This window comes from Citrobacter sp. S39, assembly GCF_009495675.1.
Lineage (GTDB): Bacteria > Pseudomonadota > Gammaproteobacteria > Enterobacterales > Enterobacteriaceae > Citrobacter > Citrobacter freundii.
Genome location: NZ_CP045555.1, coordinates 3,607,330 through 3,622,221 on the forward strand (window position 1 = coordinate 3,607,330; position 14,892 = coordinate 3,622,221).

A 14,892-nucleotide genomic window follows, 5' to 3' on the forward strand; every position below is an offset into this window, starting at 1 on the left:
CGGCTCAACATTCCACAAACTGATGGTCTTCGTTGAGCCGATATTTCACGCCCGCCCGAATGTTTTTTTCCCCTTCAACGGCAAGCGCAAAACGCATTCTCTCGCCATCGTGATAAGCCAGCGCCGCACATCCGCCGGGACCGAGCGTTATCGAATCTACAGCACCGGTACTGGCAACAACGGCGTTCTTTCCGCTGGCAATAATGTGGATATTGTCCGCGCAGTTAGCGATTTTCGTCTCTGCGCCAAAACAGGCTACCTGGGTTAAATCACCGCTACTGGCAATCCGGTTTCGGTCACCAAGCGAACTGATGCGTACGCGCATGCCGGTACTGGCGATACGCGTTCCGTCGCCCACACTGCTGATACGCGCCGAATTTCCCGCAATCGCTATTCGCCCACGATCGCCTGAACTGCCGATATGCGTGTTATAGCCTACACTGCCAATCCGTGCGCTGTAACCGGCACTGGCGATCTGTGCGGCATACCCGGTGCTGGCAATTTTAACGTTGTCACCCGCACTGCTAAATCGGGCATAATCTTCTGCACTCGCCAACGGACGACTGGTTTCCTCCGCGGCTTGCTCACAGGAAATATTCCCCATTGCGTCAATATCCTGCTGAGCAAAACTCGCCTCTTCCCGCCATTTCGACCAGCCGTATTCCACCAGGCTATTTGCCCAATCGGTATACCCTTCCCGCTGGAGCGCGCGATGAACATCGGCATAGCTTCCTCCTGCGGGAAACGCGCGTAGAAACCAGCGATACATGACGGGCCCAACACGCCAGGCCCGTAAGTCACTTCGTGTAATCATCATCGCTTAATGCCGGTGGTAGCCATCCACCATACACTTGAAGGTTTCGCCCGGCGTGCGGCCCGTAGTGCAAAGATAAAGATGCCCAAAAATGAAAAACAGACTGACAATTGCCAGCGCAAAGTGCGCCTGAAGCAGCCAGTAACGCACACCAGGAAACAGATCTCCGACGACCGTCGGGTAAAGCGATAACAACCCAGAAATCAGCAGTAGTGGCAGCAACCCATACATCACGCCAACGTAGGCCGCCTGCTGTAGCGGATTGAATTTAGAACGCGGCGATGCCGGGAATGGATGTGACTCGCCCTGCATAATGCCAAACAGGTAAAAACGTGTTTGTCTTTGCGCGCGAGCGATCCAGCCCTGACGTTGAATAATATAGTGATGTCCGTTGCCGCCAATCAGGTTGATCAGCACAAAACCAACCCAGCAGGCAAGTAGCAAAAAGCCGCAAACCTCATGAACGGTAAGCAGGCTTTTCATTACCGGTGCGCTGACGGCAGAGAAGTGATTGACCAGGCCACTGACCAGAAGTAGCAAAAACAGCAGCGCATTTGACCAGTGCCACAAACGAACAGCCTTCGAATATAAATAGACCTTCTCACCGTGCCCTGCCGACGTTTTATGTGCCGCCCGAAAGCGCAGCATGGCGTGAAGCGCCAGCACCAGCCACATTCCCACCAGCATTAACCCGGCAACGACTAACCACACGGGCCAGTAGTCCGGTGAAAACAGGGGAACATACTGCGCAAGCTGGGCGTGAAACTGTTCGGCATTTTGCGACGCGTTCATACATTTTCCTTTTTAATCAAATGTTGACCGAACCGACGATACAGATGGGGTTTCCCGGCGCCTGCAAGTTGATATTCGTAATACTTGTTTTCTCGCAACCAGGTCTGAATTTCCGGGCTATCTTCACGGCCAAAAATCAGCGCATGTTCCGGGCAAGCGTTAACACAGATCGGTGGAAAACCTTTCGCCAGGCGTGATTCAGCGCAAAAGTCGCATTTATCCGCCACTTTAGTATGCGGGTTGAGATAACGAACCTGATAAGGACACGCACCAATACAGTAACTGCAGCCGATACAGGAAGACGTATCTACTCGCACAATACCGTTCTCATCCCGCCAGGAGGCACCGGTTGGACACACCTCAATACAAGGCGCATCATCACAATGCTGGCAGGATTGACGAAAGTAGTGATACAGCGTTTCGTTGTCGTTGTCTGAGACTGGAATATGCGCTATCGACAAACGGCTGCCCTGGGCAGGAACATGGTTGGTTTTCCTGCAGGCCCGCGCGCAGATATTACATCCGTTACACAGTGATTCGTCGTGAATCATGACGTAACGAACGGCTTTAGGGCTCCTGGTACTCGCTAACAGATTTTGACCTGGGCCGGTGAAAAAAATCACCGTCCCCATGCCAATGACAAATTTTCGTCGGGTGAAGGACATCGGGTTATCCTCTAAACTGTGACAGTGGTCGTCCACACGTTCCATGACATCAACCTGAATAATTCAGGGGTTCTGATACTGCTCAACCTCAAGCCATTCACACAGGCCGTACGCTTTGCCATAACTCATAAAACGTTCGCTAAACAGATAAGGTTCCGCATTTGACGATTCCACAGTACGTATATCTGCGTAATCGGGATGCGTTTCCATAGCCGTTAGCGCCGCTGTAATCTGCTGAGATTCAAAGCTATACGGCGGTTGCGTCAACATGGCGACCTTATAGGGGCGAGGATACGTGCGGCCGTCGAAGCGTACCGCCTCGGCAATTGCACGGCAGATGTCGTTTTCCACTACCTGCACGCACATGTCGGCGTAGTTTGCCGTCATGGTTTGCGTTGAGTAGAAATAGACATCTTCCGCGCCCTGCACACGGGTGATATCCGCGTTAATTGCGTCCTGACACAGCGCATCCAGCAGCGCGGATAGATCGGTTTCAGGGACCGAATAAGGTGGCTGCAGAAATACGCTGCGCCCCACCAATTGCCCGGATGCCGAATGCTGACGGATAAAATCCGCCACAATCGACTCCGGGCTGACAGGCTCCTGAACCTGCGGCGCAGTCACCTGTTCTACCGGCGGGTGAAACGCCTGTAGCCAGTGTCTCTTTTGACCATCTACCTCGTCAGGAAGCGCCTCTACGGGTGCCAGAACGTTGCTCACGTTAGTCATCTCACGTTCCTTACGCTGGCAACAGGTCTTGCGCCGCCAAATCAGCTGCCACGTCTTCAAGTCCGAGTCGGTTCAGGGTTTCACGCGTTGGGCAACCCAGCTCTGGATCCCAGCCCATTTCCTGATAGAACATCGTCAATGACTGACGCATATCCTCCCTGTCCATCTTGTCGGTTCCTTCAGTGAAGACCGGGATCTTCGGATCTTTATCGAATACCCAGGAGCAGATGAGATCGTGCTCATTGCGCATATCCTTGGTTTGCATCAGTTTGACCGTATAAGCACGATGCAAAGTAAAGATGCGTTCAGCGGCCAGATCCAGACTCGCCTGCGTGGTTTCATCACCGGTGACTGCCTGGAAGAACTTCGCTTCCAGATCCAAGTCTCCGCGATAGTTACGGCTCTTGAGTGGTGAAACCGTCATCGGCCAAACCCAGTTACACAACGTAACCGCGTTATGCAGACAGACTTTCAGCAGCGTCCATTTGGCATATTTGATCTTGGCTGCATTGATCGGGGTGTAGTTTTTGGTTTCATCGTAGGCATCCTGTGAACCAAACAGCTCGCCCGCCACTTCGCGCTGCAATTTCAACGGCAAACCGGAACCGATGAAGTTGATATGGGTGTGCGCCATGCAGTCACGGTTAAACATACAGTTAGTGATCGCCCCCACCTGCGCTGAAGCCTCGTTCGCATGGTGAACAGGAAAACCGAACGGCGACCACAGTTTATTTTTGGCATAACCCCAGTACTCTTCGCCCAAATCCCAGCGTTCAGCAATGGCATACGAGCCGTCCGCAAGGTGACTGAGTTCCCCCACGCGATGCGCCAACCGATAGTAGAAGTCTTTAATAAAATTAGGATCACCCGCTTCCAACTGATCCCAGCGGATCTCCGCATACTCTTCAGCCGGCAGTACGCGCTTAAAGACGCCTTTCGAATAGCAATAAGTAAAATCACGGTGCAACTGGCCGTAGTTACACCAGATACCGTAATCGTCAAACAGGTTCAGACCAATCAGGTTTCCCACCACGCGCCCATCGTCTTTATCGTCAAAATCTTTCGGGCCATTGGGGAAAATGGTGGTGTGCACAAAGTTCGCCACACAAGTGTTGCCGCCGGTACTCGGCACGCCAAAATCTTTCACCCGCGGAACATTGAGCTGTGACATACAACGAATAGGGCATGAATGACAGCCGCTCATTTTGACCGTGTATTTTTCTGCGGCTGGCCCAAGATCGAACACCGATTTATAGGTACGGAAACCTACCGTATTTTGGTTTCCCGGCGGGATTTCCCCGGTTTCGATTGGTCCGCCTTCTGCTGCGCCCCAGAACAGCCCTTTACGCGCCGTCCAGCGCGAATTTGGCGAAGAGTATTCAGCCCAGGCCTGCGGGGTGCTTGGCACAACGTGGTTGTTGTTAGCGCCGATGAGCTCGGTCATCATGTAGTCATTGAGCCGTTTCATCTCTTTGCGATCGGCAATATTGACGCCTTTGGTCCCTTCTACCGCAATAGCCTTCAGGTTTTTCGAGCCCATTACTGCGCCGGTACCAGCTCCGCCGCTGTGGTTGCGACTGTTGATCATGCAGGAGAGCGGCACCAGATTTTCCCCTGCCTGGCCTATCGCGGCGACGCAGGTTTCCGGGCTGGTGATGCGACAAATTTCTTCAGTTGTGGCGCGCGTCCCCTTACCCCACAGGAAATCGGCTTTTTCGATGCTAACCTTATCGTCTTTAATGTTGATCCAGACCGGTGATGCGGACTTGCCTTCAATAATAATGGCGTCGTAACCGGCGAATTTCATTTGCGCGGCAAAGAATCCCCCCATATGGGCATCCACGACTAAATTGCCTTTGGTAAATGTCGATAAGGAGGTGATATTGACGCGGGAGCTACAGGGAGCGCCAGAACCCGTTAATGGTCCGGTGGCAAAAACCAGCTTATTCCCTTCATCAAAAGGCATGGTGCCTGGCGGGACTTCGTCGTACATAATTTTATAACCAAAGCCCATCCCACCGACAAATTTTTTAAATTTACTGGAATCTTCAAGGGTGATATTACCCGTGGTGAGATTGACCCGTAAAATAGTACCTGTCCAACCATTAGCCATCATGTTTTCCTTTGCAAGAAGGTTTAATAGATATACCCGCCATTCTTCAGGCAGCTTTTTTATCCAAAACTGCGGTATTTTTGGCAATTAATGGCGCGAATCAGGTATGCCTGCTATCTATCAAACAGTAATATCTTTCCACTCGATAATTTTTAATGCCCCAGTCGGACAAGCATTGGCGCATTCCCCGCATAACACACATTTTGAGGACTTTTTCGTTTCGGTATTTACGGTCGCCATCATCCACGGGCAGGCTGTGGTACACGCGCTACAGCCAATACAGCGTTTGTGGTCCACCGCAATACAACCGTCTTCCTGTTTCCAGGTAATTGCACCTATTGGGCAGACCTTCATACACTGCGGATCTTTGCATTGCCGGCAGGTATCAGCGGTATAGTTTAAATCGCCATAAAGCCCACCACCGGACCCGACACCATCATCGCCAAAGAAGAAATTGCGATGGATTTTTATCCGGGAAAAGAAGGTACCCACCGCACCATCGTTATAATTGGTACAGGAAATTTCACAGCGGTGACAGCCCGTACAGCGAGCTCGCTGGGTCACCAGAACCCCTTTAGGCGTATTGATAAGCCCAACAGTCCCACTATCGACATCTTCCTGCTTACAACCAAAAAGGGATAACAGCGCGGGAGCAATCGTTAATCCCGCCAGTCCTTTTCCTGATATCCGCAGAAATTCTAGTCGCGTTAAACCACAATCTAAAAATGGACGATCAACCTGGTTCATTTATTTCGCATCCTCTTCGCAAATGCTGTGGTAGCAACACCTTCAGGCTAATTTAAACCAGCGCAGCTCAAGCCATATCGGGCGGTTAAAGTTGCCAACAACACGTAAATTTTTGCCCTAACCTGATCGCATAAATGACGGTGGTTAAACTGAATGAATCTAATCCTTTAGGGTTAGGCACAGAAATAATGTGGTTATTCAGCATGCTTAGTCTTGATCGTCATCAATTAAAAAACGGAAGGGATATAATTAATGCGGAGTGAGATTTATTATCATTAAGATAAATTGAAATAGCACTTCATATGTCTTGCAAATATTTGTGACTCCACTCTCATATATATTTTTATATATCATCCGGTATACAATTAAATATATAGCGAGTTGGATAGCGTTAATTGCAACACTAAATTATAATTATTGATAGATTAACGTAATGAGAATAAGAGGACGGCGAGAGAAACTACCGCCCTCTTTTTGCGGATTATCCGGCCAATGCTTTAATTACGGTCTCAATAGCCTGTTTTTCTAACTCACTGCGCTTCACACGCTGGTTAGCAAGGGTGGTTCTCAGTACTCCCGCAATGACGATATGCTTAGGCTCTTGTCCCAGATCGCGCATTTCCAGCACTACTTTACCGACTACTCTGCACATTTCACGGTACAACTCGTCGTCTTTCGTCTGATTTCCCATTTTTGCCCACTCGTCATTAACTCAAACCAACAGCATATATCACTCTGAGGATTTAGACAAAATTCAATGAAAATCAAAGAAATGTCATCATTCTACTGAACTCTCTGAAGTCGATTTACAAGCTCAGCAAGACTTCCCGCCTGCATTTTTTCCATCACCCGCGCCCGGTGCACTTCAACCGTACGTACGGCAATATTCATGGCATCAGCAATTTCCCGATTCATTAATCCTTTTGCTACCAGATGCGCCAGTTCCCGTTCTTTTGGCGTAAGTTGTTGATAGCAGCAGATGATCTCTTGTCGCGAGAACGCCGCTGCCGAGACCTGCAAGGCATGTTCTAATGCTGCCTGAAGCGGCACGGCTGACACCGGTTTTTGCAAAAAATCGACCGCGCCACGTTTCATTTGCTCAACCGCCATCGGCACATCGCCATGCCCGGTGAGAAAGACCACCGCCAGCGTGCTTGCTTTCTGACGCATGATTTCATGCACAGCGTGCCCATCCAGTACCGGCATACGCATATCCAGCAGCAGTACACCCACCTGGTGCAGATTTGCCTCAGCGAGGAATTGCTCACCTTGCTCCCAGCAAGACACGTCATATCCCAGACTTTCCAATAAAAACGCACAGGCCTGGGTGACGGCAATGTCGTCATCCAGCAGATGAATTATCGCCACTACGGCCTCCTTCCCGATTTGGTTTAAAATATAATGTCACTCTCGCCCCCGCTTTTCCGTCCGGGGCCTTCTGATTGTTGATCTCAATATCTCCGTTTGCGTAGCGCACCAGTCGCTGACAAATGACCAGTCCTAGTCCCATGCCTTCTTTGCGAGTGGTCATAAACGGCTGAAAAGCTTGGTACAACTGAGTCTCGTCAATGCCTCCGGCATTATCCTGCACCTGAATACTCACACCACCATCCTTATGCAGGGCGCTAAACCATACTGTGGTAGCCCCTGCCTGGGCGGCATTGAGTACCAGATTGGCCAGCACCTGCTCAAGAAGAACGCTTGGCAGCGTCAATGTTAACGCCTTGCTGACCTGTGTGTGCAGCGTTACCGCCGGGAATTGCTGGGGCATGCGCAGTAATTGCCAGACGTGATGGATAGCATCGTGAACGTTGATGGCTTGCCAGTCATCGGGAAGTACCGGATTGCCCTGTGCCTGGCTGACCCACTGCCGGAGATTGCGCAGCGTATCGGCCCCCCTTTGTGCCTGGGTGTCGATGTGCTCAAGCGCGGGCAGCAACGGATGCTGTTCATCCTGACCGCGCAGGCGAATCAGACAGCCTTGGGCATAATGGCGGATAGCTGACAACGGCTGATTGAGCTCATGGGCAAAACCGGAGGTCATCTCCCCCAGCACGCTCATTTGTCGGGCAGTCTCCAGCGCCTGTTCCTGTTTGTGCAACAACACGTTGTTCCGCTCTAGCTGCCTGCCGCGTCGGCGAACCAACAGCATTACCCAGATGTAGTTGAGCGTCAGCAACAACAGCACGATGGCCGCCGCTCCCATCGCCAGCCGATGTTGAATAAACCAGCTTTTGACATCCAGCCACAGCTGACGCTGCTGCGGATGCTGGCGGACATCGCGCAACAACGCTTCCACCTCGCGGGTCGAGGCGGGCGCTCCCCAGCGAAATGTCGCGTTTTGCGGTGCATTGAACAGCACCCGCGTGACGCGATCGGCCAGCTCGTCACTCACTGCAGGTAGTGCGGCAAATGACCAGTCAGGATAGAGCGGTGTACTGGTCAGACAGGGAATTGAGGTCGGATGGTTCAACACGGTCATAAAATCGGTTTTACGAATGAGGCCTTCTTCATCCATTTTTTCCAGCAGGCACACCGGCACGATCACCGCCTGCACGGCTTTTTCACGTAATAAATAGAGTAAGGCATCGGCGGGAAATCCGGTAAACGTCAGACGTAAATCGCGTTCAGGGCGCAGACCGGCATCACTGAGCGCTTTATATCCCAGCAAATAGCCGCCAAAAGCCTGAGCATCAATGGCGCCAACCGTTTTGCCGATCAGATCGTGTGGGGAGGTTATCCCGCTGTCGCGTCTGACGAGGATCGCGCTGCCGATCACGTTACTGGTGGCTTTCCCACCACGGGTGGAGCGTAGCGAAGCCAGCCAGCGCAGCGCAGAACGGCTGTTTAGCTGAACAAACTGCGCCGGATTAGTGACAACAAACTGCACCGTTCCACGATTCACCGCCTCCTGCATCTGTCGCAGGTCCAGCGGTTGAATATGAAACTGCTCACCGGGGATTTGCTGATTCAACAAGGTTTCCAGCGGCTGCCAGTGATTACGTGTAGAAACCTCCCCGCGCATCGCCAAAACGCCAATGTTCCATGTCTGCGCCCTGACCGCGCCGCTTAGCATCCACAGCGACGCCAGCACTGTCAGACATCTTACTACGTTGCGTCCCACTCAATTGTCCCTGTCAATTATGTTGTTTTAGATCAACAACAAGCCGGGTATGTGGTTAACCACAATAGAGTATACCCCGTCACGATTTTTACACTGTAAATCATTGAGATTCTTTATTCATCACACGCAAATCAACGGCGTGACCAATGTTTCGTTGTTGCATCGTGACGGGAGAAAATATGGACAGCAGTAAACGGCAGTTTCTCCAGCAACTTGGCGTCCTGACCGCTGGCGCATCACTGGTACCGCTGGCTCAGGCACAATTTCCCTTTTCGCCTGAACGCCATGAAGGCTCACAACAGCATCGCTACGCCATGCTGGTTGACCTGCGACGCTGTATTGGCTGCCAGGCCTGTACCGTCAGTTGCGCCATTGAAAACCAGACGCCACAGGGCGAATTTCGTACCCTCGTCAACCAGTATCAAGTACAGATTGAAGGTCAGCAAAGCGTCACCAACGTCCTGCTGCCGCGACTATGCAACCATTGTGATAATCCCCCTTGCGTGCCCGTTTGCCCGGTACAGGCCACTTTCCAACGCGAAGACGGCATCGTGGTGGTCGACAACACACGCTGCGTTGGCTGCGCCTATTGCGTGCAGGCCTGCCCTTATGATGCGCGATTCATCAACCATGAAACGCAAACCGCCGATAAATGTACCTTCTGCGTTCACCGCCTCGAAGCGGGGCTGCTTCCGGCCTGTGTAGAATCCTGCGTCGGCGGCGCGCGCATCATTGGTGATATTAAAGATCCACACAGCCGCATTTCACAAATGCTGCATGAACACCATGACACCATCAAAGTCCTGAAGCCGGAAAGCGGTACGTCTCCTCACGTGTTCTATCTGGGACTGGATGAGGCATTTGTCACCCCATTGATTGGACGTGCTCAACCCGCTCTCTGGCAGGAGGTTTAAATGAACCATTCACTAATTATCGACGAGGTTCTGGCCCATCCCCAGGACGTAAGCTGGTTACCCTGGGCCGTACAATATTTCTTTTTCATCGGCATTGCCGCCTGCGCCGCACTGTTTGCCAGCGTTCTCCACTGGCGCAAAAAAGAAACGGCAGATCTGGAGAATCTGACGCTGTTAATCGCCCTGACCTGCGCGATTACCGCACCGCTGGCGCTGACCGCTGATCTACACCAAACCGCCCGCGTCTGGCATTTCTATGCGTATCCGACGCCGTGGTCCTGGATGCCGTGGGGCGCACTGTTCTTACCGCTGTTTACCGGTTTTTTAGGTCTGTGGTTTCTGGCGCAGCACGTTAAACGGCTAACGCTAAAAAGTTACAACGTCACAAAATGGTTAGCACTTGGTAGCGCACTGTCCGCCATCGGATTGCTGGTTTACACCGGCCGTGAAGTGTCGGTGGTGCAGGCGCGTCCCATCTGGTTCAGTTACGCCTTTCCGGTTGCGATGTTCCTCAGCGCGCTGCAAACGTTTCTTGCCCTGCTTATTGCCACGACAAATAACAAGGACGTACTGCCGCGTAAGCTAGCGTGGGGGCAAATGGTCACGTTGATCGCACTGGCTATCGTGGTGTTGATCTGGGCGAGCGGTAATACGCTTTCCGGTTCGGCTATCCGCCAATGGCTGGATGTGGCTTCTTCAGCACAACACTACGCTATCGGTTGGGTTGCGTTATGGCTTGTTTCACTTGTTCTTTGCGGGTTGGTTGTACGTTACCCCTTATCGCTACCGCTGCGCATATTACTCGCTTTTAGCGCCATGGCGCTGTGCTGGCTAATGCGCTGGACGTTACTCATCCAGGTGCAGACCATACCGAAATTTAACGCGCAGTTTAATCCCTACACCCTGCCCGGCGGCACCGATGGCTGGCTGGCCATTGTGGGTACCTTCGGCCTGTGGATAGCACTGATTATTATTGTTCGTGAAGCCCTGAACGCGATCGCAAGGAGAATGCAACATGGCTAATTTAACCCGTCGTCAGTGGCTTAAAGTGGGCCTTGCCGTAGGTGGCATGGTGACTTTTGGCCTGAGTTATCGGGATGTGGCAAAGCGCGCGATAGACGGTTTGCTGGACGGAACCTCGGGCAAAATTACCCGTGACCGCATCTTTGCAAACGCGCTCATCCCTGAAGCCAACGCCCGGCCGCACTGGCAGCAAAACCCGCAGCAGGTGATCTCAATGACACAGTGTTTTGGTTGCTGGACGCAGTGTGGCGTGCGGGTTCGCGTTGACACTGAGCAAGGCAAGGTGCTGCGCATTGCGGGCAACCCTTATCACCCGTTGTCGCACGAGCACCATATCGACGCCTCCGTCCCCTTTACCACGGCGATGGAACAGTTGGCCGGGGAGTCAGGTCTTGACGCACGTTCCACCGCCTGCGCCCGTGGTGCAACTTTACTCGAAGGTCTGTACAGCCCGTTACGTATTCTGGAGCCCATGAAGCGCGTCGGTAAGCGCGGTGAGGGAAAATGGCAGCGCATCAGCTTCGAACAGCTGATCAAAGAGGTGGTGGAAGGCGGAGATCTGTTTGGTGAAGGCCACGTTGATGGTCTGAGAGCCATCCACGATCCCGCTACACCGCTTGATATGAAACATCCCGGCTTTGGCCCAAAATCCAATCAACTGCTGGTCACTAATACCAGCGATGAAGGACGCGATACCTTTTTACGTCGCTTCGCACTGAACAGTTTCGGCAGTAAAAATTTCGGTGCTCATGGCGCTTACTGCGGGCTGGCCTATCGGGCCGGTTCCGGCGCGTTAATGGGCGATCTGGATAAAAATACCCACGTGAAACCAGACTGGGATAACGTCGAATTCGCGCTGTTTATGGGCACCTCTCCGGCGCAATCCGGCAACCCGTTTAAGCGCCAGGCCCGCCAGTTGGCCAGCGCCCGTTTACGTGACGACTTCCGCTATGTTGTGGTAGCGCCCGCCCTGCCATTAACCACGGTGCTTGCTGACGATCGCGGCCACTGGCAGCCCGTACGACCGGGAAGCGACTCCGCGCTGGCGATGGGGATGATAAGCTGGATTATCGATAAACAACGCTATAACGCTGATTATCTCGCCATTCCCGGCGTGCAGGCCATGCAGCAGGCAGGAGAAAAAAGCTGGACTAACGCCACTCATCTTGTGATTACCGATGAAATTCCAACGCTTGCCGGACAACACCTGACCCTCGCCCATCTGAGCACAAACGCCGCCCAGGAGCCGGTGGTCGTCAACGAGGCCGGTGAGATTGTCGCCGCCAACAGTTGCCCGCGTGCGCAACTGTTTGTTACCCGCGAGGTGACGCTGGCTGACGGGCAGACGGTAACGGTAAAAAGCAGTTTCCAGTGTCTGCGAGAGTCCGCAGAGAAACTGTCGCTAACGCAGTACAGCCAGCAGTGTGGGGTGTCAGAAGCAGACATTGGCGCTCTGGCCGACGCATTCACCCGCCACGGACGTAAAGCGGCAGTAATTACGCACGGCGGAATGATGGCAGGCAATGGTTTTTATAACGCCTGGTCGGTAATGATGCTCAATGCGCTGATTGGCAACCTCAGTCTTGAAGGCGGTGTGTTTGTTGGTGGCGGCAAATTCAATGGTGCCACCGACGGTCCGCGCTACAACATGGACAGCTTCGCCGGGAAGGTAAAGCCGAAAGGGTTAAGCATCGCGCGCAGTAAAACCGCTTATGAGTCTTCCGAAGAGTACCGCAATAAGGTAGCTGCCGGACAATCCCCCTTCCCGGCTAAGGCCCCGTGGTATCCGTTTGTCGCAGGTCAGCTTACCGAACTCCTCGTCTCAGCGCTTGAAGGTTACCCTTATCCGCTGAAAGCCTGGATCTCAAACATGACCAACCCGTTTTACGGCATTGCGGGATTACGTGGCGTGGCGGAAGAAAAGCTCAAGGATCCTGCTCGCTTGCCGCTGTTTATCGCGATTGACGCCTTTATGAACGAAACCACGGCGCTGGCAGATTACATCGTGCCGGATACCCACAACTTCGAAAGCTGGGGATTTAGCGCTCCGTGGGCAGGCGTGGCCAGCAAAGCCACCACCGCGCGTTGGCCTGTCGTCAGACCTGCGACCAGCCTCACGGCTGACGGTCAATCGGCCTCGATGGAATCTTTCTGTATCGCAGTGGCAAAGCGCATTGGGCTACCTGGATTCGGCGACAATGCGATTACCGATCCGCAAGGTAATCACTATCCGTTGAATCGTGCGGAAGATTACTACCTGCGCCTCGCGGCCAATATTGCGTTTATGGGCAAAGCCCCGGTTGCAGAGGCACAGCCGGAAGACATAGCGCTGACCGGAGTACAGCGGATCATGCCTGTGATGACCCAAACGCTGAAACCCGATGAAATCAGCCGAGTTGCGTTTATCTACTCCCGCGGCGGGCGCTTTGCGCCGGACATCAGCGGACGAGTTGATAACCGCGTCGGCAATGCCTGGGAAAAACCGCTCCAAATCTGGAATGCGAACGTCGCCGCGCACCGTCATGCAATTACCGGCGAGCGCTACAGCGGTTGCCCGGCCTGGTATCCTTCACGTCTGTCTGATGGACGTGCGGTCGAGGAGTTGTTCCCGGAACAAGAGTGGCCGTTGAAACTGATTTCCTTTAAATCCAATACCATGTCCAGTGCCACGGCGGTTATCCCGCGCCTTCATCATCTGAAACCGGTTAATCTGGTGGCGCTCAATCCGCAGGATGGTCAGCGGTATGGTTTAGCACATGGCGATATCGTGCGTATCACCACCCCTGGCGGTCAGGCGCAAGCGCAGATAAGTCTGCTGCATGGCGTCATGCCGGGTGTCATCGCCATTGAACACGGTTACGGGCATAAAGAGATGGGCGCAGCTCAGCATACGCTCGACGGCAAGCCAATGGCATTTGATGCACAGATAAAGTCAGGGATTAATCTCAATGATTTGGGCTTTGCGGATCCTACCCGGCAGGTTGCCAATACCTGGCTTGACTGGGTGTCGGGTGCGTCGGTGCGTCAGGGGTTGCCAGCGAGAATTGAGCGAGTGTAGTTCTGCGTGAACGCGTTTTACCCGGCCTACAAGACGTCGTAGGCCGGATAAGGCACTGCCGCCACTCAGCAAAAAGCGGATCAGTTATTAACCGGGATCACCGCGCCTTTATATTTAGTACGGATCCAGTCCTGGATTTCTTTGGAGTGCAGGACATCGACCAATGCGACGATATCCTTCTTCTTCTCGTCGCCACGATGCACGGTAATGATGTTGGCGTACGGGTTGTTTTCACCGCTTTCAACGGCAATCGGATCTTTCACCGGATCCAGCCCGGCGTCGATGGCGTAGTTGGCGTTAATCACCACCGCATCGCCTTCGTCGTTGTTATACATCTGCGGTAACAGCGCGGCTTCCACGTTTGGCAGGAACTTCAGCTTTTTCGGGTTTTCGACGATATCGCTAATGCGCGCGGTTACTTTATCCACGCCCGGCTTCAGCTTAATAACACCCTCTTTTTCGAAAATCGACAGAATACGGCCTTCCTCAGATACCGCGTCGCGCATGATGACTTTGCCGCCTTCCGGTAGATCTTTAAGCGATTTCACTTTTTTCGAATAGATACCAATTGGCTCAATGTGAATTGCTCCGGCGCTGACGAAGTCATACGTTTTATCGCCCGCATGATCTTTTATCACACTGTTCAGGTACGGAATATGCTGGAAGTAGTTAGCGTCAATCTCACGACCAGCCAGCGCGGTGTTCGGCAGAATGTAATCCTGGAACGGTTTAATCTCCAGATCGATCCCCTGTTTCGCCAGAATCGGTTTGGCCTGTTCAAGGATCTCCGCGTGCGGCACGTTAGACGCACCAACGGTCAGAGTGTCTGCCCAGGAGGCAAAGCTCAGGGCGCTTAAGGTTGCTGCGGCGAGTAACGTCAGTGATTTTTTCATGATAATGGTTTCCGTATTTT

At 52.9% G+C, this 14,892-nt stretch carries 13 protein-coding genes; 3 read left to right on the forward strand and 10 right to left on the reverse strand.

Annotated elements, in window-relative coordinates:
* Positions 1 to 4 precede the first annotated feature (4 nt).
* The 9 genes from ydhT to ttrS form a co-directional block, all read right to left on the reverse strand.
* Complete coding sequence (gene ydhT, locus GFB57_RS17195; protein ID WP_003029328.1) at positions 5 to 817, reverse strand: protein YdhT; 813 nt, start codon at positions 815 to 817, stop codon at positions 5 to 7.
* A 3-nt stretch (positions 818 to 820) separates the two neighbouring features.
* Positions 821 to 1,606 carry a thiosulfate reductase cytochrome B subunit gene (gene phsC, locus GFB57_RS17200; protein ID WP_003029330.1) on the reverse strand — a complete coding sequence of 262 codons (786 nt, stop codon included), beginning with the start codon at positions 1,604 to 1,606 and terminating at the stop codon, positions 821 to 823.
* Positions 1,603 to 2,271 carry a 4Fe-4S dicluster domain-containing protein gene (locus tag GFB57_RS17205; RefSeq protein WP_003029332.1) on the reverse strand — a complete coding sequence of 223 codons (669 nt, stop codon included), beginning with the start codon at positions 2,269 to 2,271 and terminating at the stop codon, positions 1,603 to 1,605. The genes phsC and GFB57_RS17205 overlap by 4 nt, the downstream gene beginning before the upstream one ends.
* A gap of 63 nt (positions 2,272 to 2,334) precedes the next feature.
* Positions 2,335 to 3,000: a YdhW family putative oxidoreductase system protein gene (locus GFB57_RS17210; protein WP_003029334.1), complete on the reverse strand. Its 666-nt coding sequence runs from the start codon at positions 2,998 to 3,000 to the stop codon at positions 2,335 to 2,337.
* Between the two features lie 10 nt (positions 3,001 to 3,010).
* Entirely contained in the window at positions 3,011 to 5,113 is a 2,103-nt protein-coding gene (locus tag GFB57_RS17215) for an aldehyde ferredoxin oxidoreductase (protein ID WP_003029336.1), read from the reverse strand.
* 120 nt (positions 5,114 to 5,233) lie between these two features.
* Positions 5,234 to 5,860, reverse strand: coding sequence for a ferredoxin-like protein (locus tag GFB57_RS17225; RefSeq protein ID WP_003029338.1), 627 nt, complete (start codon positions 5,858 to 5,860; stop codon positions 5,234 to 5,236).
* 481 nt (positions 5,861 to 6,341) lie between these two features.
* Positions 6,342 to 6,551 (reverse strand): fumarate hydratase FumD, encoded by a 210-nt coding sequence (fumD, locus tag GFB57_RS17230; protein ID WP_003029345.1) that lies wholly within the window; start codon positions 6,549 to 6,551, stop codon positions 6,342 to 6,344.
* Positions 6,552 to 6,643: 92 nt separating this feature from the next.
* Positions 6,644 to 7,228, reverse strand: a complete 585-nt coding sequence (ttrR, locus tag GFB57_RS17235) for a tetrathionate respiration response regulator TtrR (RefSeq protein ID WP_003029348.1) — start codon at positions 7,226 to 7,228, stop codon at positions 6,644 to 6,646.
* Positions 7,203 to 8,936: a tetrathionate respiration histidine kinase TtrS gene (ttrS, locus tag GFB57_RS17240; protein WP_085952530.1), complete on the reverse strand. Its 1,734-nt coding sequence runs from the start codon at positions 8,934 to 8,936 to the stop codon at positions 7,203 to 7,205. The genes ttrR and ttrS overlap by 26 nt, the downstream gene beginning before the upstream one ends.
* A 227-nt stretch (positions 8,937 to 9,163) precedes the next feature.
* Between ttrS and ttrB the strand changes: the two genes are divergently transcribed.
* The 3 genes from ttrB to ttrA are packed head-to-tail and all read left to right on the forward strand — an operon-like array spanning position 9,164 to position 13,979.
* Positions 9,164 to 9,898, forward strand: a complete 735-nt coding sequence (gene ttrB / locus GFB57_RS17245) for a tetrathionate reductase subunit TtrB (protein ID WP_003029352.1) — start codon at positions 9,164 to 9,166, stop codon at positions 9,896 to 9,898.
* Positions 9,899 to 10,921 carry a tetrathionate reductase subunit TtrC gene (ttrC, locus tag GFB57_RS17250; RefSeq protein WP_003029354.1) on the forward strand — a complete coding sequence of 341 codons (1,023 nt, stop codon included), beginning with the start codon at positions 9,899 to 9,901 and terminating at the stop codon, positions 10,919 to 10,921.
* On the forward strand, positions 10,914 to 13,979 hold the full coding sequence (gene ttrA / locus GFB57_RS17255; RefSeq protein WP_003029357.1) for a tetrathionate reductase subunit TtrA: 3,066 nt from the start codon (positions 10,914 to 10,916) through the stop codon (positions 13,977 to 13,979). The genes ttrC and ttrA overlap by 8 nt, the downstream gene beginning before the upstream one ends.
* An 80-nt stretch (positions 13,980 to 14,059) precedes the next feature.
* Here the strand turns inward: ttrA and GFB57_RS17260 are convergent, their stop codons facing one another.
* Entirely contained in the window at positions 14,060 to 14,872 is an 813-nt protein-coding gene (locus tag GFB57_RS17260) for a MetQ/NlpA family ABC transporter substrate-binding protein (protein WP_003029358.1), read from the reverse strand.
* Positions 14,873 to 14,892: the final 20 nt, after the last annotated feature.